This is a genomic window from Desulfuromonas versatilis, assembly GCF_019704135.1.
In the GTDB taxonomy this organism is placed as follows: domain Bacteria; phylum Desulfobacterota; class Desulfuromonadia; order Desulfuromonadales; family NIT-T3; genus Desulfuromonas_A; species Desulfuromonas_A versatilis.
This window is the reverse complement of the sequence record NZ_AP024355.1, coordinates 2,882,472-2,907,995: the sequence shown is the minus strand read 5'-3', so window position 1 is coordinate 2,907,995 and position 25,524 is coordinate 2,882,472. Positions and strand designations below refer to the sequence as shown.

30 protein-coding genes are annotated in these 25,524 nt (G+C 64.2%); 18 read left to right on the top strand and 12 right to left on the bottom strand.

From position 1 onward, the window contains the following. Positions 1-272: 272 nt before the first annotated feature. The 10 genes from DESUT3_RS13190 to DESUT3_RS13145 form a co-directional block, all read right to left on the bottom strand. The gene (locus DESUT3_RS13190; RefSeq protein WP_221248951.1) at positions 273-1,151 is read right to left on the bottom strand and encodes a triphosphoribosyl-dephospho-CoA synthase; all 879 of its coding nucleotides are present in this window, start codon (positions 1,149-1,151) and stop codon (positions 273-275) included. Beyond that, a complete protein-coding gene (locus tag DESUT3_RS13185) occupies positions 1,123-1,599 on the bottom strand; it encodes a citrate lyase holo-[acyl-carrier protein] synthase (RefSeq protein ID WP_221248950.1) in 477 nt (158 codons plus the stop codon). Before DESUT3_RS13185 ends, DESUT3_RS13190 begins: the two co-directional genes overlap by 29 nt. Before the next feature lies 1 nt (position 1,600). Then, a complete protein-coding gene (citF, locus tag DESUT3_RS13180; protein ID WP_221248949.1) occupies positions 1,601-3,139 on the bottom strand; it encodes a citrate lyase subunit alpha in 1,539 nt (512 codons plus the stop codon). Beyond that, positions 3,126-4,046 carry an HpcH/HpaI aldolase/citrate lyase family protein gene (locus DESUT3_RS13175; RefSeq protein WP_221248948.1) on the bottom strand — a complete coding sequence of 307 codons (921 nt, stop codon included), beginning with the start codon at positions 4,044-4,046 and terminating at the stop codon, positions 3,126-3,128. The genes citF and DESUT3_RS13175 overlap by 14 nt, the downstream gene beginning before the upstream one ends. A 2-nt stretch (positions 4,047-4,048) precedes the next feature. Further along, positions 4,049-4,522: a PPC domain-containing DNA-binding protein gene (locus DESUT3_RS13170; protein ID WP_221248947.1), complete on the bottom strand. Its 474-nt coding sequence runs from the start codon at positions 4,520-4,522 to the stop codon at positions 4,049-4,051. A gap of 3 nt (positions 4,523-4,525) precedes the next feature. Then, positions 4,526-4,789, bottom strand: a complete 264-nt coding sequence (gene citD, locus DESUT3_RS13165) for a citrate lyase acyl carrier protein (protein ID WP_221248946.1) — start codon at positions 4,787-4,789, stop codon at positions 4,526-4,528. Next, positions 4,789-5,802 carry a [citrate (pro-3S)-lyase] ligase gene (locus DESUT3_RS13160; RefSeq protein WP_221248945.1) on the bottom strand — a complete coding sequence of 338 codons (1,014 nt, stop codon included), beginning with the start codon at positions 5,800-5,802 and terminating at the stop codon, positions 4,789-4,791. The genes citD and DESUT3_RS13160 overlap by 1 nt, the downstream gene beginning before the upstream one ends. 244 nt (positions 5,803-6,046) lie before the next feature. Then, positions 6,047-6,640 carry a 50S ribosomal protein L11 methyltransferase gene (locus DESUT3_RS13155; RefSeq protein WP_221248944.1) on the bottom strand — a complete coding sequence of 198 codons (594 nt, stop codon included), beginning with the start codon at positions 6,638-6,640 and terminating at the stop codon, positions 6,047-6,049. A 74-nt stretch (positions 6,641-6,714) separates the two neighbouring features. Then, positions 6,715-7,716, bottom strand: a complete 1,002-nt coding sequence (locus DESUT3_RS13150; RefSeq protein ID WP_221248943.1) for a glycosyltransferase family 2 protein — start codon at positions 7,714-7,716, stop codon at positions 6,715-6,717. A gap of 2 nt (positions 7,717-7,718) precedes the next feature. Continuing rightward, a complete protein-coding gene (locus tag DESUT3_RS13145; protein WP_221248942.1) occupies positions 7,719-8,663 on the bottom strand; it encodes an AEC family transporter in 945 nt (314 codons plus the stop codon). 262 nt (positions 8,664-8,925) lie between these two features. Between DESUT3_RS13145 and DESUT3_RS13140 the strand changes: the two genes are divergently transcribed. The 11 genes from DESUT3_RS13140 (at position 8,926) to DESUT3_RS13090 (ending at position 18,506) form a co-directional block, all read left to right on the top strand. Continuing rightward, positions 8,926-10,014 carry a two-component system sensor histidine kinase NtrB gene (locus DESUT3_RS13140; RefSeq protein ID WP_221248941.1) on the top strand — a complete coding sequence of 363 codons (1,089 nt, stop codon included), beginning with the start codon at positions 8,926-8,928 and terminating at the stop codon, positions 10,012-10,014. A gap of 15 nt (positions 10,015-10,029) precedes the next feature. Next, a complete protein-coding gene (locus tag DESUT3_RS13135) occupies positions 10,030-11,385 on the top strand; it encodes a sigma-54-dependent transcriptional regulator (RefSeq protein ID WP_221248940.1) in 1,356 nt (451 codons plus the stop codon). A gap of 45 nt (positions 11,386-11,430) precedes the next feature. Further along, the gene (locus DESUT3_RS13130; RefSeq protein WP_221248939.1) at positions 11,431-12,762 is read left to right on the top strand and encodes a trypsin-like peptidase domain-containing protein; all 1,332 of its coding nucleotides are present in this window, start codon (positions 11,431-11,433) and stop codon (positions 12,760-12,762) included. A 56-nt stretch (positions 12,763-12,818) separates the two neighbouring features. Continuing rightward, on the top strand, positions 12,819-13,280 hold the full coding sequence (locus DESUT3_RS13125) for a PaaI family thioesterase (protein ID WP_221248938.1): 462 nt from the start codon (positions 12,819-12,821) through the stop codon (positions 13,278-13,280). Next, positions 13,277-13,696, top strand: coding sequence for a metallopeptidase family protein (locus DESUT3_RS13120; protein ID WP_221248937.1), 420 nt, complete (start codon positions 13,277-13,279; stop codon positions 13,694-13,696). Before DESUT3_RS13125 ends, DESUT3_RS13120 begins: the two co-directional genes overlap by 4 nt. Before the next feature lie 70 nt (positions 13,697-13,766). Beyond that, positions 13,767-14,303, top strand: a complete 537-nt coding sequence (locus tag DESUT3_RS13115) for a TlpA disulfide reductase family protein (RefSeq protein ID WP_221248936.1) — start codon at positions 13,767-13,769, stop codon at positions 14,301-14,303. 6 nt (positions 14,304-14,309) lie between these two features. Continuing rightward, the gene (locus DESUT3_RS13110; protein WP_221248935.1) at positions 14,310-15,059 is read left to right on the top strand and encodes a cytochrome c biogenesis CcdA family protein; all 750 of its coding nucleotides are present in this window, start codon (positions 14,310-14,312) and stop codon (positions 15,057-15,059) included. 151 nt (positions 15,060-15,210) lie between these two features. Beyond that, the gene (locus DESUT3_RS13105; RefSeq protein ID WP_221248934.1) at positions 15,211-15,642 is read left to right on the top strand and encodes a Fur family transcriptional regulator; all 432 of its coding nucleotides are present in this window, start codon (positions 15,211-15,213) and stop codon (positions 15,640-15,642) included. 63 nt (positions 15,643-15,705) lie between these two features. Beyond that, the gene (gene feoB, locus DESUT3_RS13100; RefSeq protein WP_221248933.1) at positions 15,706-17,667 is read left to right on the top strand and encodes a ferrous iron transport protein B; all 1,962 of its coding nucleotides are present in this window, start codon (positions 15,706-15,708) and stop codon (positions 17,665-17,667) included. Positions 17,668-17,701: 34 nt separating this feature from the next. Continuing rightward, the gene (locus DESUT3_RS13095; protein ID WP_225911505.1) at positions 17,702-17,854 is read left to right on the top strand and encodes a hypothetical protein; all 153 of its coding nucleotides are present in this window, start codon (positions 17,702-17,704) and stop codon (positions 17,852-17,854) included. Positions 17,855-17,858: 4 nt separating this feature from the next. Beyond that, positions 17,859-18,506 carry a metal-dependent transcriptional regulator gene (locus DESUT3_RS13090; RefSeq protein ID WP_221248931.1) on the top strand — a complete coding sequence of 216 codons (648 nt, stop codon included), beginning with the start codon at positions 17,859-17,861 and terminating at the stop codon, positions 18,504-18,506. A 122-nt stretch (positions 18,507-18,628) separates the two neighbouring features. Here DESUT3_RS13090 and DESUT3_RS13085 read toward each other — a convergent pair whose 3' ends face one another. Continuing rightward, positions 18,629-18,772 (bottom strand): hypothetical protein, encoded by a 144-nt coding sequence (locus DESUT3_RS13085; protein WP_221248930.1) that lies wholly within the window; start codon positions 18,770-18,772, stop codon positions 18,629-18,631. 233 nt (positions 18,773-19,005) lie between these two features. Between DESUT3_RS13085 and DESUT3_RS13080 the strand changes: the two genes are divergently transcribed. The 7 genes from DESUT3_RS13080 to DESUT3_RS13050 all read left to right on the top strand — a co-directional run bounded on the left by DESUT3_RS13080 (position 19,006) and on the right by DESUT3_RS13050 (position 23,969). Continuing rightward, positions 19,006-19,728 (top strand): DUF5714 domain-containing protein, encoded by a 723-nt coding sequence (locus DESUT3_RS13080; RefSeq protein ID WP_221248929.1) that lies wholly within the window; start codon positions 19,006-19,008, stop codon positions 19,726-19,728. Between the two features lie 285 nt (positions 19,729-20,013). Continuing rightward, a complete protein-coding gene (locus DESUT3_RS13075) occupies positions 20,014-20,859 on the top strand; it encodes a cation transporter (RefSeq protein WP_221248928.1) in 846 nt (281 codons plus the stop codon). A gap of 101 nt (positions 20,860-20,960) precedes the next feature. Then, positions 20,961-21,479, top strand: coding sequence for a DUF2318 domain-containing protein (locus tag DESUT3_RS13070; RefSeq protein ID WP_221248927.1), 519 nt, complete (start codon positions 20,961-20,963; stop codon positions 21,477-21,479). Between the two features lie 9 nt (positions 21,480-21,488). Further along, the gene (locus tag DESUT3_RS13065; RefSeq protein WP_221248926.1) at positions 21,489-22,646 is read left to right on the top strand and encodes an ABC transporter permease; all 1,158 of its coding nucleotides are present in this window, start codon (positions 21,489-21,491) and stop codon (positions 22,644-22,646) included. A gap of 43 nt (positions 22,647-22,689) precedes the next feature. Further along, complete coding sequence (locus DESUT3_RS13060) at positions 22,690-23,394, top strand: ABC transporter ATP-binding protein (protein WP_221248925.1); 705 nt, start codon at positions 22,690-22,692, stop codon at positions 23,392-23,394. Between the two features lie 12 nt (positions 23,395-23,406). Beyond that, positions 23,407-23,661 (top strand): zinc ribbon domain-containing protein, encoded by a 255-nt coding sequence (locus DESUT3_RS13055; RefSeq protein WP_221248924.1) that lies wholly within the window; start codon positions 23,407-23,409, stop codon positions 23,659-23,661. Continuing rightward, the gene (locus tag DESUT3_RS13050) at positions 23,658-23,969 is read left to right on the top strand and encodes a hypothetical protein (protein ID WP_221248923.1); all 312 of its coding nucleotides are present in this window, start codon (positions 23,658-23,660) and stop codon (positions 23,967-23,969) included. Before DESUT3_RS13055 ends, DESUT3_RS13050 begins: the two co-directional genes overlap by 4 nt. 127 nt (positions 23,970-24,096) lie before the next feature. Here DESUT3_RS13050 and DESUT3_RS13045 read toward each other — a convergent pair whose 3' ends face one another. Beyond that, on the bottom strand, positions 24,097-25,311 hold the full coding sequence (locus tag DESUT3_RS13045) for an ammonium transporter (RefSeq protein ID WP_221248922.1): 1,215 nt from the start codon (positions 25,309-25,311) through the stop codon (positions 24,097-24,099). Positions 25,312-25,524: the final 213 nt, after the last annotated feature.

Below are 25,524 nucleotides of genomic sequence, written 5' to 3'. Positions count from 1 at the left end.
AATTTTTTAAAAGGGACAGAGGGTCAGGCTTCCAAGTTATCAAGGTTTTGGGATGCATTTTCAATAATTCACTATTTAATAAGCCAAAAGCGGCCCTACCCGAAAAACAGGCAGGGCCGCTCCTATCTTTTGTTTCACAAAGCTTCTGCTTCGGCTAAGGATTATCAGAACGCTCCCCAGCAGGAAAACCCAAAGTTCCGAGACCGGCGTCCCCTTGCTTGAATCCGCCACGAGCCCCTTTCTTAACAAAAGGCTTTAGGGCGCTTTCCCCTCTACAGGCAGACATAGCCGCCGGGCAGTGCCATCCCCGGCAGTCTCTGCGCACGTTCCTCCGCTTTTAATTCGCCGCGGTACTCCAGGTAGCCGAAGGCGACCCCGAGCAGGTCGGCGACCCCGCCCATGGTCAGGTTCATCTGGCAATACTCCTCGTTGAGCAGGGTCAGGTGCTGGCGCACGCTGCGCCCGGAGCTCAGGGCGGCTTCCAGGAACCGGCCGTCCTGGCGCAGGCGGGCCAGGCCGAGCTCGCCGCAGCGATGCAGGGCGGTGGTGTCTTCCACCTGCTGCATGAGCCTGGCGAGGACGAAGAAGCCGGCTTCGGCCGGATCGCCGCACAGGGCGATGCCGTCGCGCCAGGCGGGGAGGGCGGTCTGGAACAGGGCGGGCAGGCCGCGCAGCGCCTCGAGGATGATGCCGCCGCGCCCGAAACGCTGGCGAACCTTTTTGCCGTGGCTGGGCGGGACCTGGCCAAGGGCGAAGAACTCTTCGGCCAGCTCGGCGGTGGCGGCGCTGAGCTGCGCCGGCTCCCGCGCTCCGCTGCGGGCCTGGGCAGCCACCAGCAATCCGCAGAGGAAGATCGCCCCCTTGTGGGTATTGGTGCCGAAACGCTTGAACATGCCCACTTCGGCGTCCTGGCCGATGGCGACCAGGGTTTTCAGGGGCGCGTCCCTGCGGAGCGCCTCGAGCAGTCGGTGCTGGTATTCCTCGATCAGCTCGATGGAGGCATCCATCATCTCCAGATCGAGATCCCTGTGGGAGCCATTGTCCCACAGGTCGACCAGCCCCGGCTTGGGGGTCAGGTAGAGCTCCCTGCGCAGTCCTTCGACCAGCGCCTCGGCCAGCTCCTCAGCCTGCAAAAGGTGCGATAAGTTCATGGACTCTCCGGGTCAGTTCCTCGGGTTGGTGAAGGCCGAGGCGGATGCATTCGCGCGCCGGCTTGCCGCAGACCAGGCAGCTGCGCTCGGTCTGGCCCAGCGCAGCCCGGTCGATGGCCCGCCCCGTGGGGTCGTAGACATCGATGTCGAGCAGGCGGCTGAAGGGTTCCGCGTTCTCGATCTGGATGCAGCGGCGCTTGGCCTCGGGGGCCTGCTGTCCCGTGGCGAACAGGGCGTAGGGGCCGAGCCCGTCGGTCTTGCGGTAGAGCAGCTTGAGCCCGGGCAAAGCTTCGCCCAGGCGGCGCTCGGCCCATTGGAACAGCCCCTTGCTGCCGGCAGGCTGCTTTTCGGCCCCGGGGATGTTCAGCGACAGGGTGAGGACCGCGGCGCGTTCAGGGCGCAGGGCCAGCTGCAGCAGCAGGTGGCGGCGGTCGCGGGCGGCCAGCAATTTATTCCTTAACTTTTCGTACAGCATCGATTATCGAACCGTCCCGGTATTCGATCAGGGCCACCACTTCGTCCTCGAATTCGAGGGGACGGGGGCGGCCGGTCACGTTGTAGATCTCCTCCTGCAGCTGACGGATGTCCCTGACCGGCACCTTGCGCCGCTCCAGTTCCCTTTTCAGCTCCACGTGTTTCTCATTGACCGCGATCCCCCGCTCGGTGACCACCACGTCCACGGTCTCGCCGGGGGTGGTGACGGTGGTCAGCTCGTCGCGCACTATGGGCAGCCGGCCGCGGATCGAGGGGGCGACTATGATCGCCAGCTTGGCGCCGGCGGCGGTGTCCGAGTGGCCGCCGGTGTTGTGCAGCAGGTAGCCGGTGGACTCGGTGTTGACATTGACGTTGAAGTTCACGTCGACCTCGGTGGCCCCGAGGATGACGCAGTCCAGGCGGTTGACCACCGCGCCGGCGTTGAAGGGGTTGGCGTACATGTCGGCGCTGATCTCCATGTGCCCCGGGTTGCGGCCGATGGATTCCACCGCCTTGAGGTCGAAACACTGCACGTCGAACAGGGCCTGAAACAGCCCCTCCTCGAGCATGTCCACGAAATAGCCGGTGATGCCGCCGCAGCCGAAGCTCCCCTTGACCTTCTGCTCGCGCATCATGCGCCGCACGTTGTCGGCCACCGCCAGCGAGATGCCGCCGCTGCCGGTCTGGAAGGAGAAGCCGTCTTTCAGGTGTCCCGAGGCCTCGATGACCTGGGCGGCGTAATGGGCGATCTGCAGGCCGACCGGGTCGCGGGTGATGCGGGTGGTGGTGGAGACGATCTTCTTCGGGTCGCCCAGGGTCTCGACGGGGACCACGTAGTCGATCAGCGTCTGGGGGATGGAGATCGGCGCGGCCGGGTAGGGGACCAGGTTGTCGGTGACCGCGACCACGCACTTGGCGTAGAGGGCGTCGGTGTGGGCGTAGCCGAGGCTGCCGCAGGCCGAAGGGCCGAAGGCGCCGTTCATGTTGCCGTACTCGTCGCAGGTCGGCGCGGCGATGAAGGCGACATCCACCTGCACCTCGCCGCTGATGATCGAGCGGGCCCGCCCGCCATGGGTGCGCACAATGATCGGGCACTTGAGCTCGCCCTTGGAGGCCTGCTCGCCGATGGGGCCGTTGACCCCGCACTCGAAGGCGCTGATCACCCCTTTTTCGATGTAGGGGATCAGCTCGGCGTGCACCGGGTGCACCGAGCTCGAGGCGATGCGGATGTCGCGGATGCCCAGGGCGTCGATCTCGCGCACCACCTGGCCGAGCAGCACGTCGCCGTTGCGCAGGTGGTGGTGGGTGGCGATGGTCATGCCGTCTTTGAGGCCGCTGGCCTCGACGGCCTCGCGCAGGCTGCCGAGCAGCTTGCTCTGCCCGGGGTTGACCCGGCGCAGGGGGCGGCTGGCGTGGTCGCGCTCGAGGCGCAGGGAGAAGGGGTCGGCGTAGGGGAGCACCGGCCGGCCGTTGAAGGTTTCGGGGAGCAGCCGCCCCAGGCTATTCCTGACCATAGATCACCTCTTCGTTAAGTTCGATGTCGATCAGCCCGTGGGCCTGGGCGGTCTTGAGCACCCGCACGGCGCGCTTGACCACCGGCGCGTCGACCATCTTGCCCCCCAGGGAGATGACCCCGGTGCCCATCTCGCGGGCCCGCTGGATCGCCTCGACCACCTGCAGGGCGTAGTCGACCTCGGCCTGCTTGGGAGCGAAGACCTCGTGGATCACCTCGATCTGCCGCGGGTTGACCAGCGACTTGCCGGAAAAGCCCAGGGTCTTGATCAGCTCGGTCTCGCGGCGCAGCCCCTCCATGTCGCCGGCGTCGGAGAAGATGGTGTCGATGGCCTGGATGCCGGCGGCCTTGCAGGCCCAGACCACCCGGGTGCGGGCGGCGAACAGCTCCTCGCCGCGCTTGGTGCGCTCGATCTCCAGGCTGGCGGTGTAGTCCTCGGCGCCGAAGGCCAGGCCGATCAGGCGCTTGGTGCTGCGCGCGGTCTTGATGCAGTTGATCACCCCCTCGGCGCTTTCGATGGAGGGCAGGATGCGGAAGCGGCCGATCTCCAGGCCCAGCTCTTCCTCGAACTCGGTGAGCAGGGTGTCGAGGGTCTCGACGATCTCGGGGCGGTCGGCCTTGGGCAGGCGGATGCCGTCGGGCAGCGCCGGCAGCACCGCCTTGAGGTCGTCATGGCCCCACTTGGTGTCCAGGGCGTTGATGCGCACCAGCACTTCCTTGTTGCGCTCGGTGTAGGTCTGGAGAAACGAGCGCACCAGGCTGCGGGCGGCGTCCTTCTCGCTGAGCGGCACCGCGTCCTCCAGGTCGATCATCACCCCGTCGCACTGGAAGATGGGGATGTTCTGCAGCATCGAGGGCATGTTGCCCGGCACGTAAAGCAGTGAACGGCGCAGTTGGAATCCGGCCATGGTCAGGCCTCCTCGTCGATGAAGATGGTCGATACCCCGCCGCTTTTGGAGGGGTGGCGCTCGATCCCCTCGACCAGCATCTCGGTGAGCAGGATCTCGCAGGTGGCGAAGACCTCGGCGTCGAACAGGTGGCCGCCGACCACCTCGCCCGAGGACTTGCCGAGCAGCACGTGCAGGTGGCTGTCGATCTCGCCCTTTTCGTCGGTGATCAGGTTCCCCTCGAGGCCGAGCAGCTCCAGCGGGCCGGCGGCTTCGTGCTGGTGCATGCGCGGCTCGGTGATCGGCAGCCGGGCGCCGGCCTTGATGCCGCGGAAACGCACGTTCTTAACCGAGCCGACGGCCGAGACGATGACCGCGTTTTTCACCCCGGCGCTGGCGGCGAACTCGAGCAGCCGCTTGCGCAGCGGCTCCCCCGGGGAAATCTTGATGACGAAGCGCCGCCCCTGGGACCATTCCTTGTACCAGAACCCTTCCATGGCTCAACCCTCCGCGGCCCGTTGCAGGGCGGTTTCGAGGCGCGCGACGATGGCGTAGTCGAGGGCGCCGCGGTCGGTGACCCGGACCAGGCCGGCGCTGACGCCGTGTTTTTCCAGCACCGTTTCGATTTGCTGCCTGATCAGGTGCTCGAACTGTTTTTTCACCGTCGACTCGATGTCGATGCGCAGGGTCTGCGCCGGCTCCAGAAACACCATCAGGTCGCTGGACTGCATGGTCCCGGCCTGGGCTTTTTTCCTGATTTCCATCAATGCCTCCTGTGATGGGTTTTCAATTTTTCACGCAGCTCGCGGGCCTCGTCCGAGAGCAGGTAGGCCAAGGTGCTCGGCGGCACCAGGCGGCGCACTGTTTCGTAGGCTTCGCGGCGGATGGCGTCGCGCACCCGGTAGGCGCTGATCACCTCGCCGGCCGCTTCGCGGCGCTCGAGCTGCACCGTCTCGACGCCGAAGGCGGCCAGCACCCGGAACATCTCCTCGCTGTACAGGCGGGTGGTCCGGCAGAAGGGTTCACTGCCGACGAAGCGTTTCGCGACCTGAAAGAAGGGCGCCAGATGCCGGCCGAACAGGGTGAGGTCGATCTCCATCTGCAGCGATGCTGCCCTGGAGGGATCCTTCAGAAAGTAGGAAGGGAAGGTTACCCCGCTCACCGCATAGTGGGAGCTGTCGAGCACCACCACGTTTTCCAGGTCGCGCACCCCCTCCCTGACCAGGCGAAACCGGGTTTCGAAGGGGAAGATCGAGCGGTCCTCCCGGACCACGAAGACATACAGGGTATCGACCCGCCCGGCCGCTTCCTCAATCAGGTAGCGGTGCCCCAGGGTGAAGGGGTTGCAGTTGACCACCACCGCCCCGTTGGCCCCCGGGCGCAGCAAGGGACGGCAGTCCTCCAGGTAGCGGCCGAGGCCGTTGCCGTATTCGAGCAGAAAGGCCTCGTGGTGGCGCACCAGCGGGGTGAAGTTCAGGGCCTGGAAGGACGGGGCGCTGGTCGGCGGGGTGAAGACGAAAAAGGTGTCGAGTCCGGCCAGGGTGCCGAGCCGTACCTGCTCGGTGACCAGTTCCCCGAGCAGCGAGCCGCTCTGGTGGTCGGGGTCGATGGCGAACATCTTGAGGATGCGCCCGGAGCGTGCCGCAACCGCGACCAGTCGCCCCCCTTCGAAGACCCCGACGAGATTGTCGAAGTCCTGCTCGAAAGTGAGGCCGCTGCCTTCGATCAGTTGGCGGGCCAATTGATAATCGCGCTTGCCGATGAGTTCGACGACCATGAAACAAACTTACCATGGGCCTGCCGTATACCAATGGACGAGTTGCGCCTGGAAATTTTTTTTTCGGTACCGGTCGGCAGGAAATTGGTCTGACCAGTGAAAGATCTTACCATGGTCGGGCTGAAGGCCCAAGGGAATTTTCTCGACGCCTGCAATTGGGCGCAAAAATCGGGATGGGGGAATTTAAATGCCGGGGAGGAAAAGAGAAATGGGAAAGAGGTAGAAAAATGCGGGAGGGAACGCTTCAGCGCTTCTGCAGCAGGACCGAGCTGAATTCTTCCAGCATGCGGTTTTTCAGCACTTCGCAGCCGAGCCGTTCGTAGCGCTGGCGGACATCGAAGTTGTATTCCCAGAGGATCCCCGAAAGGACCAGGGAGGCGCCTGGCCTGGCCTTGGCGACCAGTTGCTCGGCGACCTCGAGCAGGATGTCGCCGTAGATGTTGGCCAGGATCATGTCAAAACCGTTCTGCGGCACGTCGGTCAGGGTGCCCTGGATGTGGCTGACCCGGTCGGAGACCCGGTTGAGCTCGCAGTTTTTGCGGCAAGTGGCGATGGCCGCGGGGTCGATATCGACGCACACCGCCTGTCCGGCGCCCAGCTTGAGGGCGGCGATGGAGAGGATGCCGGTGCCGCTGCCGAGATCGAGCAGGTTGGCGCCGGATACGGCGGGCAGGGTCTCGAGCAGCTCCAGGCAGCTGGCGGTAGTTTCATGTTCGCCCGAGCCGAAGGCCCCTGCCGCCATGATCAGGTCGAGCCGGTCGATGGAGGAGATGGGACTTTTTTCGGGGAGCACGCGAAAGCGGCGGCCAATGTCGAAGGGACGGAATTCTCTGCCCATGTATCTCTGGTTCCTCGGTCGGTGGTGGGCGCTGCCCGTTCAGGTCGGGGGAAACACCTGGGCCGGACGGTTGGTCAGGTGACGCAGAGAAAATCCACGCACTCTGACAGTTTAACATCAGTTGCCCGCTTGCGAACCTCGTTTCTCGCGCCGCGGGTGCCGACGGTGATCAGGATTTTCCCCTGGTCCGGCGCCACCTGCCCGGGATGGACCACCGGGGCGCCGTGGATCCTCTGCCCGATGCGCCCCGGGGCGATGTCGATCCAGCGGCGCACCGCGATCCCCGCCGTGGCCAGGGTGCGGCGCCAGGCCTTGCCCTCGCTGCCGGCGCCCCACAGGGTGACCTCGCTGGCCCCGCGCAGAAAACCCCGGCGCAGGTGGTGGAGCTTGCAGGCGCGAAAGGCCTCGGCGCTGCAATGGGGCGAAATCCGGGTCAGCCTCTGCGGACGATCACGCCAGAACAGCAGGGTTTCGGGGTTCTTCGCAAAGCGGGCGCCGTCCGCGGCCAGGCGCAGCCACAGATCGTAGTCCTCGGCCCAGCCCATCTGCCGGTAGCCGCCCAGGGCCAGCACCCGATCGCGCCGAAAGGCCACGGCAGGGTGGGCAAAGGGCGATTCCACGAACAGGTCGCGGCGGATCTCGGCTTCCTCGCGCAGGCTGTTCTGCCAGGCCTCGTAGGCTCGCATGCCGGGAGGCAGGAGCGGTCGCGGGAAGTGGCGCACCCCGCAGGCGACCAGGTCGATTTCCGGCCGCTCCTCGAGCAGTTCGACCTGCTTCTGCAGCCGCTGGGGGTGGCTGATGTCGTCGCCGTCCATGCGCGCCACCAGGGCGCTGCCGCAGGCGGCGAGCCCGGCGTTGAGCGCCGGGACCAGGCCTTCGGCCGGGCGCCGCAGCACCCGGATCCGGGGGTCGAGCCTGGCGGCCCGCTGCAGGATGCGCGGAGTCGAATCCCTGGAGCCGTCGTCGACGGCCACCAGTTCCCAGTCCTTGAGGCTCTGGCGTTGCAGCGAGGCCAGGGCCGCGGGCAGCAGCCGCTCTTCGTCGCGCACCGGCAGCAGGACCGAGATCCGCGGCATGTTCAGATCCCCTGGCTGCGCAGCAGCAACAGGGCCAGGGTGTAGGTGACCGCCGAGGCCAAAGTGGACATCATGACGATGGAGCCGGCCAACTCGGCGTCGCCCTTCATCTGGTGGGCCATGATGTAGGTGGCCGTTGCCGCCGGGGTGCCGGCCATCAGCACGCCGATCCCCAGGTCGATCCCCGAGACCCCCAACTGCAGCAGCAGCAGGGCGGTGAGCAGGGGGAGCCAGAAGAGTTTGATGCCGGTGGCGAAGGCGGCCCGGACCAGGTCGCCCCTGAGTTTTTCCAGGGAAAAGGAGCCGCCGATGGCGATCAGCGCCAGCGGCAGGGTCATGCCGGTGGCGATGCGCAGGCTGCGATCGAGGATGACCGGCATCGGCAGGGAGAAAAAGCTCCAGATGATTCCGGCGAAGGAGGCCAGGATCAGGGGGTTGAGGGCGATCTGCTGCAGCCAGAACCCGGTCCCCCGCCCCGCGTCGGCCTGGCGGTGGGGCATCATCAGGGCGAGGATGGCCAGCACATTGAGCACCGGCACCAGAAAGCCCATCAGGATGCCGGCCCGGGTGAAGCCGGCTTCGCCGTAGGCGTTCATGGTGATGGCCAGCCCCATGTAGGCGAGGTTGCCGCGAAACGCGCCCTGGCTGAACACCCCCCGGGCCTCGGGAGGGTAGCGGCGCAGCGCCGCGTAGGCGTAGGAGCCGAGAAACCCCAGGACCAGGCCGAGGCTGGAGCCGATGACCAGCGTGCCGTTGAAATTGGCGAAAAAATCGGCGGTGCCGATCTTGTAGAACAGCAGCAGGGGCAGGCAGATATAGTAGACCAGGCGGTTGGTCTGGAACAGGAACGCGGCGTCGATAAGGGCGAAGCGTTTCAGCAGGTACCCCAGGGCGATGACCAGGAAGACGGGCAGGACGATGGTCAGGATTTCGAGGAACAGGGGCATGAAGCACTCCGCGACTTGGAACCTCCAAGAATAACTCAGGGTTTCCGCACCTGTCCAACAATAATTTCTCCCGCTCGCTTCACTACGGAGGAATTGCTGCTAAAGTTTTTCTAAGCAAAAGCGCGCGTAACGCTTTTGTCTCCTGTTGCCCCCTTCTTGACCGCAGGGAGGGGGCGTTTTTTTCGGCTGCCAATCTCCCTGGACCAGGCGAACCTTGTGAATTCACTTGAACCCGTGCCCCGCTTCGATTAAAAATCAGGGTATGCGCAGACAAGACTGGATTCGGCTGACCATCCTGCTGGGAATGATTCTCGGCATCACGGCCCTGCATTACCTGACCGCGACCCAGGAGGTCTTCTTTCACGATATCTACCGGCGGCTCTACTATATTCCCATCGTCCTCGGCGGGCTCTGGTTCAACCTGCGCGGCGGGATCGCCGCAGCGATCGGGATTTCCGTGCTCTACGCCCCCCACGTGGTGTTCCAGTGGGGCCACCATCCGACCACGGACGTGGAGCAGTACCTGGAGATCCTGCTGTACAACATCATCGGCTTTCTCACCGGTTTTCTGAGCCAGCGCGAACTGACCCAGAAGCTGCGCTACCAGCGGACCGCGCAGCATCTGGAGGAGAGCTACGGCAAGCTGCGCGAGCAGGCCGACCTGATCCTGGAGATCGAGGAGCAGTTGCGCAGGGCCGACCGGCTCTCGGCCCTGGGCGAGCTGTCGGCCGGCATGGCACACGAGATCCGCAACCCCCTGGGGTCGATCCGCGGCACCGCCGAAATTCTCCGCGACGGCATCGATCCTGCGGACAAGCGCTACGAGTTCAGCCAGATCCTGATCAAGGAGGTCGATCGCCTCAACCGGGTGGTGCAGGAGTTTCTCGAATTCGCCCGTCCGGCCTCGCCGGAGCGGGGCGTGGTGTCCGTCAACGAGGCTCTGCGCGAGGTTTTGACCCTGACCGCCCAGCAGGCGCTCAAAGCCGCCGTGGAGGTCCACTTCGAGGCGGAGGAGATCCCCCGTCTGGCCGGCAACCAGGAACAGCTCAAGCAGGCCTTTCTCAACCTGGTGCTCAATGCCCTGCAGGCGATGCCCGGAGGCGGGGTTCTGAGCGTTCGCACCCATTGCGAGGCCAAGTTGGCGACCATCGAATTCACGGATACCGGCCAGGGTATCCCCGCGGAAAACCTGCAGCGGATCTTCAACCCCTTTTTCACCACCCGCAGGGATGGTACCGGCCTGGGTCTGGCCATCACCCACCGCATCATTCAGGGGCACGGCGGGCGCATCCAGGCACAGAGCCGCCTCGGCGAGGGGACCCGGTTTCTCATTCATATTCCCATAGATTGAAATTAGGAGCCGCATTTGGAACGCAAGACCGTACTGGTCATCGACGACGACGATTCGCTGCGGCGGGTCACCGAATTCACCCTTCACGAGGCCGGCTACCGGGTGGTGACCGCTGCCGACGGAGAGGAGGGGCTGCGGATTTTCAACCTGGAAACCCCGGCGGTGGTGATTACCGACATCCAGATGCCGGGACTCTCGGGTTACGAGGTTCTCAAGCGTATCAAGGAGAGCAGGCCCGAGACCCTGGTGCTGGTGATCACCGCCTTCGGCACGGTGGAGAAGGCCGTCGAGGCGATGAAACTGGGCGCCTACGACTACCTGGCCAAGCCCTTCGGCCGTGACGAACTCTGCCTGGTGGTGGAAAAGGCCTTTTCCTTCCGCGGGCTCAAGGACGAGAACACCAGGCTCCGTGAGGAGTTGGATCAAAAGGCCGATTTTTCGCACCTGGTCGGGATGTCCGACGGGATGCAGAAGGTATTCTCGGTGGTTAGGCGGGTGGCAGGCACCGAAGCCACCGTACTGATCACCGGCGAGAGCGGCACCGGCAAGGAGTTGATCGCCAGGGCCATCCACACCGGCAGCGAGCGTAAAGCGGGGCCCTTTGTCGCGGTGAACTGCGCCGCCATCCCCCGCGAACTGCTCGAAAGCGAGCTGTTCGGTCACGTCAAGGGGGCGTTCACCGGGGCGATCAAGGACCGCAAGGGGAAATTTGAGCTGGCCGAGGGGGGGACCCTGTTTCTCGACGAAGTCGGCGAGCTGCCGCTGGAGCTGCAGCCGAAGCTGCTGCGCGCCCTGCAGGAGCGGGAGATCGAACCGGTGGGCGGGGCCCCCCGTAAGGTCGATGTGCGCCTGGTGGCCGCCACCAACCTCGATATTGATGCCGCCATGGAGGAGGGGACCTTCCGCGAGGATCTCTACTACCGGCTGGCGGTCATCCCCGTCGACCTCCCCTCGCTGCGGGCCCGCCAGGGGGATATTCCGCTGCTGGTCAAGCATTTTCTGAAAAAACACGGCGGCGGGTTGGAGGTCGGCATTTCCGACGAGGCCCTGGGGTGCCTGGAGGCCTACGGCTGGCCAGGCAACGTCCGCGAGTTGGAGAACGTGGTGGAGCGGATGATCATTCTGCGCCACGGCAACCGGATCGAAAAGGAAGACCTGCCCCCCAAAATCACCCGCCGGGCCTCGGCCCCGGAAAACCGGGTGCTCAACCTCCCCGAGGATGGTTATTCCCTGGAGGATCTCGAGAAGGAGGCGGTGCGCGAGGCCCTGTCCCGCAATGGCTGGAACCAGACCCGGGCCGCGGCCTTTCTGCGCATTCCCAGGCACACCCTGATTTACCGGATGGAGAAGTATAGGATCAGTAAGGAGTGAGGAGTGAGGAGTGAGGAGTGAGGAGTGAGGAGTGAGGAGTGAGGAGTGAGGAGTGAGGAGCAAACAAGGGGAATCTTCGCGACGCTGACGCTGCTGTTGGCGCTTTTGAGCGTCGTGTCGACCGCTGCGGCCTTCGAGCGGCGATCTCCCGTCGTCGCGGCGGTGGAGAAGGCCGGACCGGCGGTGGTCAACATCCGCACCGAGCAGATCGTGCGCCGCCAGGCTTCGCCGCTGTTCGGGTTCGGCGACTCGATCTTCGAGGAATTTTTCCGCGGCTTCGCTCCGCAGCGTACCTACAAGACCCAGTCCATCGGCTCGGGGGTCATCATCGACCCGCGCGGCTACATCCTGACCAACTCCCACGTCATCGAGCAAGCCTCGAAGATCTATGTCGCCGTGCCCGGCCACCAAAAGGAGGTCGAGGCGACCCTGGTCGGCGAGGACGAACGCATCGACCTGGCCATTATCCGCATCGCGGTCGAAGGGCCCCTGCCGTATCTGCCCCCGGCCAGCTCGGCCGACCTGATGCTCGGCGAGACGGTGATCGCCATCGGCAACCCGCTGGGGCTCGACCATTCGGTCACCACAGGCATCGTCAGCTCCACCAGCCGGCGCCTGCCGGTGGGGGGCGGGGTGGTTTCGGTGTTCATCCAGACCGACGCGCTGATCAACCCCGGCAATTCGGGGGGGCCGCTGCTCAACATCAACGGCGAACTGATCGGCATCAACACCGCCATCGCCCAGCAGGCTCAGGGGATCGGGTTCTCGGTGCCCATCGACATCGCCAAGCGGGTGCTGGGCGATTTGATCGAACATGGCCGCATCCGCCAGGCCTACCTCGGGTTGATCCCCGGCAATATCGGCAGGGCCCTGGCCCGCTCGCGGGGGGCGGGGGGCGTGCTGGTCACCGAGGTCGACGCCGGTTCGCCGGCTGCCAATGCCGGCCTGCAGGTCGCTGATGTGATTCTGGCGCTGGACGACATCGCCGTCGAATCGCCCACCGAGTTCACCAACCTGCTCGCCACCTACACCCCCGATGACCGGATCCGCCTTTCCCTGCTGCGCGGCACCGATGAGCTGCAGAGCGAGGTGCGGCTGGCCGCCATGCCCGAGGGGTACGGGGCGCGCTACGCAGAGAAGGTTTTCGGTTTCACGGTCGGGGATCGCGACGGCTCGGTGGTGGTCGACCGGGTCCTGTCCGGGTCGGCTGCGGACAGGGTGGGGATCCGCCGCGGCGACCTGGTGGCCGAAATGGACGGCGAGCGGGTGACCGGCGCCAAGCAGTTCGGCGAGCTGCTGCTCAAACGGCTCGGCCGCTTCCCGGTCAGTTTCCTGATCGTCCGCGGCAATAGAGGTTATTATGTGGATCTGCCTTGAGGCAGTGAGGAGTGAGGCGTGAGGAGTGAGGCGGCAGGAGCGGGGGTGGGATAACGATGTCCAGGCTGTTGGTTGACAGGGAAACCCTTCGTGATCCGGAGCAACGGCAGTTCGAGCTGGAGGGCTGGCTGGACACCGCCCCCTTCGAGCAGCTGCTCGGGCTGACCATCGAGAAGGCCGAAGGGGGCGAAGCGGTGCTCTCTGTCCCCTTTACGGTCAAGCTGGCCCAGGGGGCGGGGTTGATGCACGGCGGCGCCCTGACCTCGCTGGCCGACACGGCGGTGGCCATGGCCATCAAGTCGCTGCTCCCCGAGGGGACCCACTTTGCCACTACCGAGATCGGGCTGACCTTCCTGGCGCCGGTCCTGGAAGGCCGGGTGACCGCCCGGGCCAGGGTGAGCGGCCCGAAGGGACGCACCTTTCATGGCGAGGCGCTGCTGAGTGACGAGCAGGGGAGGGCGGTTGCCTCTTTCTGTGCGGTGTTCCGCGTCGCCCGCGGTCAGGGGTATGAGGATTGAATCGGCAGAATTTCGAAAGATTGGTGCAGCGGGCCCTCCAGTCGATACCGGTCGATTTTCTCGAGCGGGTCGAGAACCTGAGCATACAGGTCGAGGACTGGCCCGATCCGCAGACCCTCGAGGAGGTCGGCTTCGACGACCCCCGGGACCTGCTCGGCTACTACCGCGGCTGGCCGCTGGACGAGCGTGGCCACGAGTACGGCCAGTGCCTCCCCGATGTCATCACCATCTACCAGATGGCGGTGGAAAATTACGTCGAAGAAACCGGCGACCCCCTGCTCAAGGTGATCCGGGAAACCCTCATCCACGAATTGGCCCACTACTTCGGTTTCAGCGAGGACGAGATGGATGAGATCGAACGGCTGTGGGCCGGGGACGAAGGTGATTTTAGCCCCGAAGGTCAGGACGCTTCTTGACTTTTCCCCGGTCAAGGGTTAGAAATGGCAGCTGACATCGTAATTTCTATATGAAAGGAATTTTCCCGGAATGCGCAAGGCGTTAATCGCGGCGGTGGTACTGCTGCTGGCAACAGGGGCGGGTTATTTGGGGTATGCAGCCGGGCAACGGCCGCAGGAGACGCCCACTCAGGGCGTCAGGGTCGGCCAGCCGGCCCTCGATTTCGCCCTGAAAAACATGCAGGATGAGGTGGTAACCCTGGCGCAGATGCAGGGCAAGGTGGTGTTGTTGAACCTCTGGGCCACCTGGTGCCCCCCTTGCCTGGCCGAGATGCCTTCCATGGAAAAACTCAACCGGGTGATGGCGGGAGAGGATTTCGTCATGCTGGCGGTCAACGTCGAGGCCGACGGCCGGGAAACGGTCGGCGAATTCCTGAAAAAACAGCCCCATTCCTTCACCGTGCTGCTGGACACCGATGCCGAAGTCCAGGCCCGCTACGGCGTGTACCGCTTCCCCGAATCCTTCATCATCGATCGCAACGGCATCATCGTCAAGCACGTCATCGGCGCTCGCGACTGGGCAGCCCCTGACATGGTCAGCTATCTGCAGTCGCTGGTGAAGGAGTAGTCACGTATGGAAGGCGGCGCCGACATCACACTCTGGATTGCCTTCACGGCAGGGATCCTTTCCTTCTTTTCCCCCTGCGTGCTGCCGCTGATTCCCTCCTACATCACCTATATCACCGGGCTGTCCTTCGGCCAGCTCAAGGACGCCCACCCCGACGCCAAGGTGCGTCTGGCGGTGCTGTTCCATTCGCTGATCTTCATCTGCGGCTTTTCGGCGGTCTTCATCACCCTCGGCGCGGTGGCGGGGCTCGCCTCCTTCACCTTTCAGGAGCACCTGCGCGAGGGGTTGGGCTGGGTGCAGAAGATAGGCGGCATCCTGATCTTTCTGTTCGGGGTGCACATGAGCGGGCTGTTCCATTTCGGCATCCTGCTCGGTGAAAAACGCGTGCAGATTCACAACAAGCCTCACGGCTTTGTCGGCACCTTCCTGGTCGGGCTGGCCTTCGCCGCCGGCTGGACCCCCTGCATCGGCCCGATTCTCGGCGGCATCCTCACCCTGGTGGCCGGCACTTCGGGCGGCGCCACCAAGGGAATCGTTCTGCTCAGCGCCTATTCGGCCGGCCTGGGTGTGCCGTTTCTGCTCTCAGGCTTGCTCTTCCACGGCTTTCTGGGTTTCTTCAACAAATTCCGCAAGCATATCCGGATCCTGGAGATCATTACCGGGGTGCTGTTGATGATCGCCGGGGTTCTGCTTTTCTTCGACATGTTCGGCATGCTCTCCGGGTACCTGTACCGCTGGGTCCCGATGACCGGCTGAAACTGGGAACCGGCTGGGAGGGGCGGGGTGGGCAACGCTCAGGGCGTCGGCCGTTGTGTGCCGTCGGTCCGCGCCCTCCGCTCGTTTGCCCTTGACAGATTCCCCTGGGCTGCCTTAAGTTGAATTTCGAATTCAACCGGATGAGAGACTGATGGCTCCACTGAAAAAGAGTTTTTCCGACTACTTGGCCCAAAAGGGACTGAAAACGACCAGGCAGCGGGAAATCATTCTCGATGAATTCCTGCGCTGCCCTTCGCACCTCTCCACCGAAGAGCTTTACCTGCGGCTGCGCAAAAAGCATCCGAGCATCGGCTATGCCACGGTTTATCGAACCCTGAAGCTGTTCGCCGAAAGCGGTATCGCCGAGGAGCGCCATTTTGGCGACGGCCAGACCCGCTACGAGTCGAGTACCAGCGAGGAGCACCATGACCACCTGGTTTGCACCGCTTGCGGGGCCATCCTGGAGTTCGAGGACCCCCGCATCGAGCAGCTGCAGGACGAAGTGGCCCGGACCCACGGCTTCAAGATCTCCCGGCACCGCCTCGAACTTTACGGCCTGTGCGCCAAATGCTCAGAAACCTGAGCAAAAATTTTTTTACCCAGGCCTGATAATGATTTTCAATCTTAAGCAGCTGAGCATTCCTTAATGACTTCTGGCATATCAACTGAAACGCGGGTCCGCAAGATCATCCTGGTGGGCAATCCCAATGTCGGCAAGAGCGTTCTGTTCAACGCCCTTACCGGTGCCTACACCACCGTCTCCAACTACCCCGGGACCTCCGTGGAGGTTTCCCGCGGCCACTGTGAAATCGCCGGCACCCGCTATGAGGTTCTCGATACGCCGGGGATGTATTCGATTTTGCCGATTACCGAGGAAGAGCGGGTGGCCCGGCAGATTCTGCTGCAGGAAACTCCCCACGTCGTTCTTCATGTCATCGACGCCCGCAACCTCGACCGGATGCTGCCGATGACCCTGCAGCTCGCCGAGGCCGGCCTGCCGCTGATCCTGGTGGTCAACATCATGGACGAGGCCGCGCGGTTGGGCATGCAGATCGATCTGTCCCTGCTGCAGGAAAAGCTCAACATCCCGGTTATCGGCGCGGCCATGGCCCGGCGCCGCGGGCTTAAGGAAGTGCGCGAGGCCATTGCTGCCTTCGACTCTTCCCGGCGCGCGGTTTTCGGCTATGCCACCGACCTCGAACGGGACATCCTGCGGGTGGGCTCCCTTCTGCAGGGCGAATACGCCCTGAACGGCCGGGCCCTGGCGCTGCTGCTGCTGCAAAAGGACGAGGAGGTCCTCGAACTGGTGAGGAGCGCCGAAGCGGAACGCTTCGCCGAGATCGAGCAGGAGGTCAACCGGACGGTCTTTGAACGGCGCACCGACCTGCACCTGCGCATCAACCTGGAGCGCAAGCGGGTCTGCAGGGGGCTGCTCGACGGGGTGGTGAAGCAGGACGACCGGCACGGGCCGACTCTGGGCGAGCGGTTATCGAACCTGACCCTCAACCCCTGGACGGGGTTCCCGATCCTGCTGGCGGTGCTGTATTTCGGGCTGTATCATTTCGTCGGCGGGTTCGGCGCCGGCACCATCGTCGATTTTCTCGAAGGGTCGCTGTTCGAGGAGAGCATCAATCCCTGGGTGATCGACCATGCCAACCGCTGGATCCCCTGGTACTGGCTGAACGAGCTGCTGGTGGGCGAGTACGGCGTGTTCACCCTCGGGGTGCGCTACGCGGTGGCCCTGGTGCTGCCCATCGTCGGCACGTTTTTCCTGGTCTTTTCGGTCATCGAGGATACCGGCTACTTCCCGCGCCTGGCCATGCTGGTCGACCGGATTTTCAAGAGAATCGGGCTCAACGGCCGCGCGGTGATCCCCATGGTGCTCGGCTTCGGCTGCGACACCATGGCCACCATGGTCACCCGCACCCTGGAGACGGTGCGCGAGCGGATTATCGCCACGGTGCTGCTGGCCCTGGCCATCCCCTGCAGCGCCCAACTGGGGGTGATCCTCGGCCTGCTCTCCGAGGTCCCGGGGGCGCTCTGGGTCTGGTCGCTGTGCATGGCGCTGATTTTCCTGGTCATCGGCTTTCTGGCCGCCAAGGTCGTCCCCGGCGAGCGGCCGATGTTCTACATGGAGCTGCCGCCGCTGCGCCTGCCCCAGGCGCGCAACGTGCTGGTTAAGACCCTGACCCGGATGCAGTGGTACTTCCTGGAGATCTTCCCCTTGTTCATCATCGCTTCGGTGCTGCTCTGGGCCGGCAAGATGACCGGGGTTCTCGACGGGCTGGTCGCCCTGCTCAATCCGGTCATGAGCGCCCTCGGGCTCCCTTCGCAGGCCTCGGCCGCCTTCATTTTCGGCTTTTTCCGCCGGGATTTCGGCGCCGCCGGGCTCTACGACCTGCAGACCGCAGGGCTGCTGTCGCCGGTTCAGCTGACCGTGGCGGCGGTGACCCTGACCCTGTTTGTCCCCTGCGTGGCCCAGTTTCTGATGATGAAGAAGGAACGCGGCTGGAAAGTCTCCTTGGGGATTTTCGCCTTCGTCACCCTGCTGGCTTTCAGCAGCGGCTGGCTGCTCAACCGTTTCCTGCTGCTCACCGGAATTCTCTGATATGATTTGCGGCTTCTGCGGCAAGCAGATATCCTTGGACAGCGAGACCAAGAAAGGGTGCGGTGGCTGCCCCATGTCCGGCGGCTGCCACAAGATCTGCTGTCCCCACTGCGGCTACGAGAACCCGGCGCCGCCCCGGCTGCTCAAGCGCTGGCTCAAGGCCGACCCCGAAAAAGGAGAGAAGTAGTCTGATGAAGATTTCCGCCAAGGCAGAGGAAATTCTCGAGGCCCTGTGGATCGCCACCGAGGAGCAGGGGGACAACGCGGCGAGTTTCGAAACCCTGGGGATCGGCCCGACTGACGAAGCGCTGGGCGAGCTCGATCGGCTCGCCTATGTCGAGGTCAAGGACGAGCGCGTCTACCTGCGCCCCGAGGGCAGGCCCGAGGCGCGCATGACCGTGCGCCGCCACCGGCTCGCCGAGCGGCTGATGATGGACGTGCTCAACCTCAAGGGGGCCGCCGGAAACGCCAAGGCCTGCGAGTTCGAGCACCTGCTGCACCAGGGGGTCGACACCAAGATCTGCACCCTGCTCAACCACCCCACCACCTGTCCCCACGGCAACCCCATCCCGCCCGGCGAGTGCTGCGAACAGGCCCGCCGCCAGGGGGAGGTGGGGGTGGTCGCCATGACCGAACTCAAGGCGGGAGAAAAGGCCGAGATCGCCTACTTCGCCACCGGCGACACCAAGAAGATGCAAAAGCTGATGAGCATGGGCGTGCTGCCGGGCAACCAGCTGCTGTTGACCCGCACCTACCCGACCTTCGTCTTCAAGGTCGGCCATTCCGAATTCGCCGTGGACACCGAACTGGCCCGGGAGATTTTCGTGCGCAAGGGGTGACCCCGAGGGGGCAAAGATGAGAAAGGCAAAACGGGAGCGGCTTTCGCTCCCTTTTTGCGTTTAATCCCCCTCTCCCTCAGGGAGAGGGGCGGGGTGAGGGTGGGCCGCTGGGTCCCCTCGCTTCAATGATCATGCAGATGCTCCTCGTCCCGCCACGACCAGGTATTTAGCAGCCCCTTGACCAGGCCCATCACCACCAGGCCGAGAAAAAAACCCCAGAAACAGACTTCGAGAGGATGATCGAGAAGCACTTGGGATATTTTCATAGCGTCCTCCTGCCTGGTGGTTTCAATTCCATTTTAGCAAGCTTTTTCCCCGTCTGAGTTTCGTAAAGGTCGGAATTATACCTTTTTAAATTCCCGCCCCCTTTGCTGCCACCGCGTTGTCAGCCCTTGGCGGTGGGCCGCTCCGGTGTATCTGCAAAAAAACCTCCACTTTGACTCCGCAATGCATCATCGGTTAATTTGGAGGTTGTGATCACATTCAAGGAGAGCCCCTCATGCCACCACAAGTTCCACAGGCGCAACACTGTATGGTCTGCGGCGCGGATCTGATTTACGCCCAAGAGGCCAAAGCGGTTTCCTGCCAGTACTGCGGGCAGGCCGGCACCTCTCTCATCTGCTGTCCCGATGGGCATTACGTCTGCGATAGCTGTCACGGCGCCGGTTCCCTGGCGGTTTTGGAAAAACTCGCCGGGCGGGTGCGGGGTGCAGCGCCCGAGCAGATCCTCGAGGAACTCCTGCAGTTGCCCGCCCTGCCCATGCACGGCCCGGAGCACCATCCCATGGTCGCCCTGGCCCTGTTGCTGGCGGTGGCCAAAGCAGGGCGCCACATCCCCGACAACGCGGTTGCCGAAGCCCTGCGCCGCGGCATGCAGGTCCCCGGCGGAGCCTGCGGCTATCTGGGCGGCTGCGGTGCGGGGATCTCCCTGGGGGTGGCGGTCAGTCTGCTGACCGGTGCGACCCCGCTCAAGGGCAAAGAGCGGGCCCTGGCCAACCGCGCCTCAGCCCTGGGGCTGATCGCCGCCGGCGACGGCGAGGCGCGCTGCTGCAAGCGGGCGCTGCGCAACGCGGTGCGTGAGGGGCGCCGGTTTCTTGGGGAGGAGTTGGGCATTGATCTGCCTGCGGCTACCGGCCGGGCCATTTGCCGGGATGTGGCCCGCAACCGGGAATGCGCCATGACAAGGTGCAGTTATTTTCCCCCTGGCGAAGGACCCCTCTGAACCCGGGGCTCGGGGCCTGCCACTGGTTGTTTCGACCGCACTTCCGAAGGTGAAGCGACTGCAGAATATTCAACATCCGCTGGGGGATATCCAACAGACAAGGACTCTCCTGCGGCTGGCTTAACCTTCCAACTCCCCGATATTGTTAAGCCCAGTCCCTTGTTTCTGGCTGGCACGGCTTGTGAAGTGGTCTACGGAGACCGAAACAGTTCTTCGGTTCGCCTCCTGAAGTCCTGAGCACGACACTAAAAGGCTCATTTTTTTCAAAAGGAGAAAAGTTATCCCATGAAGATGCGCGTTGTACTCAGTCTGGTGGTTGTTGTGGCCCTGGTGGCGATCGGTGCCTTCGCCTGGTCGGGTTTTTCCGACGGCGGCGAATACGGGTTGGCCGAATATAAGGTGCAGAAGATGACCTGCGGCTCCTGCGCCAAGAACATCCAGAACGCTTTGGCCGGGGTGGAGGGCGTCGGCAGTGTCGATGTCAACGTCACCAGCGGCCGGGCCAAGGTCGAATACGCGGCCGCGAGCATCGATACCGAGGCGATCGCCGCCAGGATCAGCGAAGCCGGCTATCCGGCCGAGCTCAGCCGCAATCTCTCAGCCGCCGACTACCGCGCCCTGCGCGAGGATGCCAGCCGCCTGGCCAAGGACTACGTCGCCAAGATCGGCGATCGCCTGGTCAGCCGCGCCGACTTCGAAAAACGCCTCGCCGAGCGTCGCAGCCCCAAGGCGACCGCCGACATGGAGCCGGGCCTGCGGCGCGGCGTCTGGCAGGAAATGCTGCAGCGCGAACTGCTGCTGCTGGCCGCCGAGCAGAACCGCGTGGTGGTTCAGGATGGCGAAGTGGCCGCGGAGATCGAGAAGATGCGCGCCGGCATGCCCAATTTCGATGCCATGATCCAGGCCCGTTTCGGCGGCGAGGAGGAATTCGCCGCGCGGGTCAAGGAGGACCTGATCATCAACCGCAACATCGAGGACCACGTTGTGGCCGGGGAGACCGACCCCGCCGCGCGCCAGGTCAAGTTGAACAGCTGGTTCAAGAACCTCTCCAGCACCACCTCGGTGGAGGTTTACGATCCGGCTCTCAAGGCCGCTGCCGGCGGCGGCTGCGGCGGGTCGTGCTGCGGGTGAAAAATCAGTGAGAAGTGATGAGTAATTAGTGATCAGTGAAAACCTCTGGAAAAAAATCTAAGCATTTTTAGAAGTATTCAGGGAATAAGGAGCCTACAGATATGTCAGATCGCAACAAAAAACGCGCTCAATTCGAGCAGGGCAAGAAGAAGAGCTTGCTGCCGGTCATCGTCATCGCGCTGGTGCTGCTGGTCGGCGGCGGGTTTCTCGGCTGGCAGTACATGGGCGCCAACGCCTGCAAGTATCCGCTGGTGAGCGCCACGGGCGGGCAGATCACCATCCCGGTAGCCAAGGTCAGCGACGGCCAGGCCCACTTCTTCAGCTTCCAGGATGGCCAAAAGATCATCGACTTCTTCGTTCTCAAGAGCGAGGACGGGGTGATCCGCGCCGCACTCGATACCTGCGATGTCTGCTACCGGGAGAAAAAGGGGTATCGCCAGGAAGGCAACCACATGGTCTGCAACAACTGCGACCAGAAATTCCGCTCCAACATGATCAACGAGGCCAAGGGCGGCTGCAACCCCGCGCCGCTGAACCGCACCGTGCAGGGCGACCAGGTGGTCATCGCCGCCGCCGACCTGCTGCAGGGGGCCTGGTATTTCGAAGGCACCGGCAAGTAGGGATCGATCATGCGACTGCGTAATATCGCTTTCAACAACCTGCGCCGCCGCAAGGCCCGCATGGCCTTTTTGGTGACCGGTCTGCTGATCGGCATCGCCACGGTGGTGACCCTGCTCTCCCTGACCAGCTCGCTGACCATGGAGGCCGAGCACAAGCTCGACAGCTTCGGCGCCAACATCGTCATCACCCCCCATAGCGACAGCCTCTCGCTCTCCTACGGCGGCATCTCCCTGGGCGGGGTGACGGTGGACCAGCAGGAAATCCGTGAGCAGGACCTGGCGCGCATCGCCAGCATCCCCAACGCCCGCAACGTGGCGGCGGTGGCCCCCAAGGTGCTCGGCGCCGTGCCGATCGGGGACAAGCGCGCCCTGGTGATGGGGGTGGACTACGAAAAAGAGTTCCACATCAAGCGCTGGTGGTCGGTGGACGGCCGGCCCCTGGCCAACGACAACGAGCTGGTCGCCGGCAGCGCCGCGGCGCGCAGCCTCGGCCTGGCCATGGGCGACACCCTGGAGCTGGGCGACGAGGAGTTCACCGTGAGCGGCATTTTGCGCGAGACCGGCTCGCAGGACGACGAACTGCTCATCGTCTCGCTCCCCGCGGCCCAGTGGCTGCTCGGCAAGCAGGGGAAGGTTTCGCTGGTTGAGGTCGCGGCCCTGTGCGGCGACTGCCCGATCGAGGACATGGTCAACCAGATCTCCACGGCGCTGCCCGAGGCCAAGGTCAGCGCCATCCAGCAGGTGGTCAAGACCCGCATGCACGCCCTGGAGCAGTTCAAGACCTTCTCGCTGGGCGTGGCCGGGGTGGTGATCCTGATCGGCGCCCTGGTGGTGTTCGTCACCATGATGGGTTCGGTCAACGAGCGCACCCGCGAAATCGGCATCTTCCGCGCCCTCGGCTTCCGGCGCGGGCACGTCATCGGGCTGATCCTCATGGAGGCCTCCTCGGTCAGCCTGCTGGCCGGGCTGCTCGGCTTTTTCGTCGGCATGGGCGCGACCCGGCTGATCCTGCCGTTTCTCGCCGAGGAGCATCCGATGCTGATCTGGAGCCCCGAACTGGCCGCCGGGTCGATCCTGCTGGCCCTGGTGGTCGGTACCCTGGCTTCGTTCTACCCGGCGCTGCACGCCAGCCGCATGGACCCCAACGAGGCGCTTAGAGCACTCTGAAACCGGTAACTGGCAATTCGTGACTGGTGATTGGAAAAAAACTATGGCCTTTATTCAGATAACGGGACTGAAAAAGCACTATACCAGCGAGGCGGACTGCGTCGAGGCCCTCAAGGGGGTGGATCTCGCCGTCGTCGAGGGGACGTTTCTCGGGGTGATGGGCCCCTCGGGATCGGGCAAGAGCACCTTCCTGTCGATTCTCGGCGGCCTGGCGCACCCCACCTCGGGCAAGCTGGTCATCGACGGCATCGACCTGTACGCCCTGGGGGGGGAGAAACTGGCCGATTTCCGGCGGGAGTACCTCGGCTTCGTGTTCCAGTCCTTCAACCTGGTGCCGTACCTGACCGCGGTGGAAAACGTCATGCTGCCATTGGCGGTCAAGAAGATGCCTTCCGCCGAGAAACGCGACCGGGCCCTGGAGGTGCTGAAAAGGGTCGGCCTCGCCGAGCGCGCCCTGCACCTGCCCAGCCAGCTCTCCGGCGGCGAGCAGGAGCGGGTGGCCATCGCCCGCGCCCTGGTCAACCGACCGCCGCTGATCCTGGCCGACGAGCCGACCGGCAGCCTCGATACCGCCACCGCCGAGGAGATCATGGCCCTGTTTCGGGAACTGAACGACGAGGGGCTGACCATCATCATGGTGACCCACAACCCGGAGAATCGTCGTTACTTCGATCGCACCGTGGTGCTGCGCGACGGGCGGGTCGCCGAGGACGAATCGGCCGCCGAAACCCTGAAGGCTGCCGGATAGGGAGAGAGGGCCTTGGTTCTGGTCTTTCTGGTCATACTGGCCTTTCTGGCCTACGCCATCCTCGGCGAACTCGAGCGGGCCCAGGAGGTCCCCGCGCCGGCAGCAGGCCGGTGCCCCGGATGTTCGGGGACCGTGGAAGCCGACTGGCTGATCTGCCCGCGCTGCCGGACCCAGGTCATGGAGCCCTGCGGCGGCTGCGGCCAGGGCACCTCCCGGGTGCACCGCTTCTGTCCCCATTGCGGCACCGCCAAGGGGGCGAAGCCATGAAGCGCGGGTTGGTGTTCGGCGCCGCGGCCCTGGCCACCGGCCTCGGGGCTGCCGGAACGGTATTCTGCTACAACCTCTGGTCGTTCTGCTGCGGGCGCTGCACGACCAGCACCCTGATGACCCTTGGCCCCTTCGGGACCGGGCTGATCGGGTTGAGCCTGGCAGCCGGAGGCCTGCTGCTGGCGCTCAAGCTCCGTACCCGCAGGAGAATAAGCCGGCTGCGCTGCGGCTGCGGGGTTCTGCTGGTGCCTGAATGGCGGTATTGTCCCGATTGCGGCTGCTCGCGGCAGCCAGGCCGGCAGGGCTGAGCCGGCCTGGACCCGAACAGACCAGAGATCCCACGCCTTGCCGGGCGTACACCTGAGCTCTTCGCAATAAAAAACGGCCGTCCGGGAGAACCGGGCGGCCGTTTTTTTGTCCAGGTCCCAGGAGGCGTCAGCGGACGTAATCCTCGGGGTAGGAATGGATGTTGTGAATGGAGAGGTCGGGACCGCGGAACTCCTGATCATCGTCCAGGCGAAAGCCGATGGTCTTGGTAATCACCCCGTAGATGAGAGCCCCGGTGGCCAAAGCGTAGGCCACGGCCATCAGGCTGCCGGCCAGCTGGGAGACGAAGGACACCCCGCCCATGCCGCCGAGCGCGGTGCTGCCGAAAATCCCCGCCGAGATGCCGCCCCAGGTGCCGATGATGCCGTGCAGGGGCCAGACGCCGAGCACGTCGTCGATCTTGAGTTTCTCCTGCTCCCACTGAAAGCCATAGACGAAGATCAGGGCCCCCAGGCCGCCGATGAAAAAGGCCGCCAGGGGGTGCACCAGGTCCGAGCCTGCGCAGATGGCGATCAGCCCCGCCAGGGCGCCGTTGTGAACGAAGCCCGGGTCGTTGCGGCTGGCCACCAGGGCGAACAGCACCCCGCCGACCATGGCCAGCAGCGAGTTGACCGCCACCAGCCCGGAGATCCCTTCGAGTTTCTGGGCGCTCATCACGTTGAAGCCGAACCAGCCGACCGCCAGGATCCAGCTGCCGAGAGCCAGAAAGGGGATGTTGCTGATCGGGATGGGGTGGCTCTTGCCGCGCACGAAACGCCCCTGGCGGTTGCCGAGAAACAGCACCGCGGGCAGGGCCAGCCATCCGCCCATGGAGTGGACCACCACGCTGCCGGCGAAATCGTGAAACGGGGCCCCGAAGGTATTTTCGAAAAAGCCCTGCAGCCCGCCGCTGTTCTGGCCCCAGATCAGCGATTCGAACAGCGGGTAGGTGATGCCGGCAAAGATGGCGCCGGCCAGCACCTGGGGCCAGAAGCGGGCCCGTTCGGCGATGCCGCCGGAGATGATGGCGGGGATGCAGGCGGCGAAGCAGAGCAGGAAGAAGAAGCGGACCAGTTCATACCCCATGTCGGCGCCGAGCAATTCCCCGGCAGGGCGCAGGAAATTGGTCCCGTAGGCAATGGGGTAACCGATCAGAAAATAGACCACCGTGGAGACGGACCAGTCGGAAAGGATCTTGACGAAGGCGTTGACCTGGCTTTTTTTGCGGACCGTGCCCACTTCCAGGAAGGCGAACCCGGCATGCATGGCAAACACCATGACCGCGCCGAGCATGAGAAACAATACGTCCCCGCCATGGCGCAGGGAATCGATGGCAGACTCCATTGTCTTCAGACCTCCTCGTCTATAGGTCTGCGGCTCCGTTGCCGCAGGATTAAAGGATTGCCGGTTTACAAGTCTTGTGCCAGCAGGCTTGCCATGTGATTTCAATGGCTTGAGTGGGTTGGAAAGGGCAGGGTCCTATCCTGGTGATGAAAAAGCAGGCAGCCATGCCTTGCAATTGGGCAGGCGGACGTGGCTCTATAAAATACGAGAATC

Coding starts and splice junctions, on each gene's coding strand:
- feoB (WP_221248933.1), top strand. CDS start 15,706: ATGACTTCTGGCATATCAACTGAAACGCGGGTCCGCAAGATCATCCTG.
- citF (WP_221248949.1), bottom strand. CDS start 3,139: ATGGTCAGGAATAGCCTGGGGCGGCTGCTCCCCGAAACCTTCAACGGC.
- DESUT3_RS13090 (WP_221248931.1), top strand. CDS start 17,859: ATGAAGATTTCCGCCAAGGCAGAGGAAATTCTCGAGGCCCTGTGGATC.
- DESUT3_RS13050 (WP_221248923.1), top strand. CDS start 23,658: ATGAAGCGCGGGTTGGTGTTCGGCGCCGCGGCCCTGGCCACCGGCCTC.
- DESUT3_RS13190 (WP_221248951.1), bottom strand. CDS start 1,151: ATGAACTTATCGCACCTTTTGCAGGCTGAGGAGCTGGCCGAGGCGCTG.
- DESUT3_RS13085 (WP_221248930.1), bottom strand. CDS start 18,772: ATGAAAATATCCCAAGTGCTTCTCGATCATCCTCTCGAAGTCTGTTTC.
- DESUT3_RS13065 (WP_221248926.1), top strand. CDS start 21,489: ATGCGACTGCGTAATATCGCTTTCAACAACCTGCGCCGCCGCAAGGCC.
- DESUT3_RS13075 (WP_221248928.1), top strand. CDS start 20,014: ATGAAGATGCGCGTTGTACTCAGTCTGGTGGTTGTTGTGGCCCTGGTG.
- DESUT3_RS13145 (WP_221248942.1), bottom strand. CDS start 8,663: ATGCCCCTGTTCCTCGAAATCCTGACCATCGTCCTGCCCGTCTTCCTG.
- DESUT3_RS13175 (WP_221248948.1), bottom strand. CDS start 4,046: ATGGCCGGATTCCAACTGCGCCGTTCACTGCTTTACGTGCCGGGCAAC.
- DESUT3_RS13125 (WP_221248938.1), top strand. CDS start 12,819: ATGTCCAGGCTGTTGGTTGACAGGGAAACCCTTCGTGATCCGGAGCAA.
- DESUT3_RS13060 (WP_221248925.1), top strand. CDS start 22,690: ATGGCCTTTATTCAGATAACGGGACTGAAAAAGCACTATACCAGCGAG.
- DESUT3_RS13170 (WP_221248947.1), bottom strand. CDS start 4,522: ATGGAAGGGTTCTGGTACAAGGAATGGTCCCAGGGGCGGCGCTTCGTC.
- DESUT3_RS13160 (WP_221248945.1), bottom strand. CDS start 5,802: ATGGTCGTCGAACTCATCGGCAAGCGCGATTATCAATTGGCCCGCCAA.
- DESUT3_RS13140 (WP_221248941.1), top strand. CDS start 8,926: ATGCGCAGACAAGACTGGATTCGGCTGACCATCCTGCTGGGAATGATT.
- DESUT3_RS13110 (WP_221248935.1), top strand. CDS start 14,310: ATGGAAGGCGGCGCCGACATCACACTCTGGATTGCCTTCACGGCAGGG.
- DESUT3_RS13115 (WP_221248936.1), top strand. CDS start 13,767: ATGCGCAAGGCGTTAATCGCGGCGGTGGTACTGCTGCTGGCAACAGGG.
- DESUT3_RS13150 (WP_221248943.1), bottom strand. CDS start 7,716: ATGCCGCGGATCTCGGTCCTGCTGCCGGTGCGCGACGAAGAGCGGCTG.
- DESUT3_RS13070 (WP_221248927.1), top strand. CDS start 20,961: ATGTCAGATCGCAACAAAAAACGCGCTCAATTCGAGCAGGGCAAGAAG.
- citD (WP_221248946.1), bottom strand. CDS start 4,789: ATGGAAATCAGGAAAAAAGCCCAGGCCGGGACCATGCAGTCCAGCGAC.
- DESUT3_RS13105 (WP_221248934.1), top strand. CDS start 15,211: ATGGCTCCACTGAAAAAGAGTTTTTCCGACTACTTGGCCCAAAAGGGA.
- DESUT3_RS13080 (WP_221248929.1), top strand. CDS start 19,006: ATGCCACCACAAGTTCCACAGGCGCAACACTGTATGGTCTGCGGCGCG.
- DESUT3_RS13155 (WP_221248944.1), bottom strand. CDS start 6,640: ATGGGCAGAGAATTCCGTCCCTTCGACATTGGCCGCCGCTTTCGCGTG.
- DESUT3_RS13045 (WP_221248922.1), bottom strand. CDS start 25,311: ATGGAGTCTGCCATCGATTCCCTGCGCCATGGCGGGGACGTATTGTTT.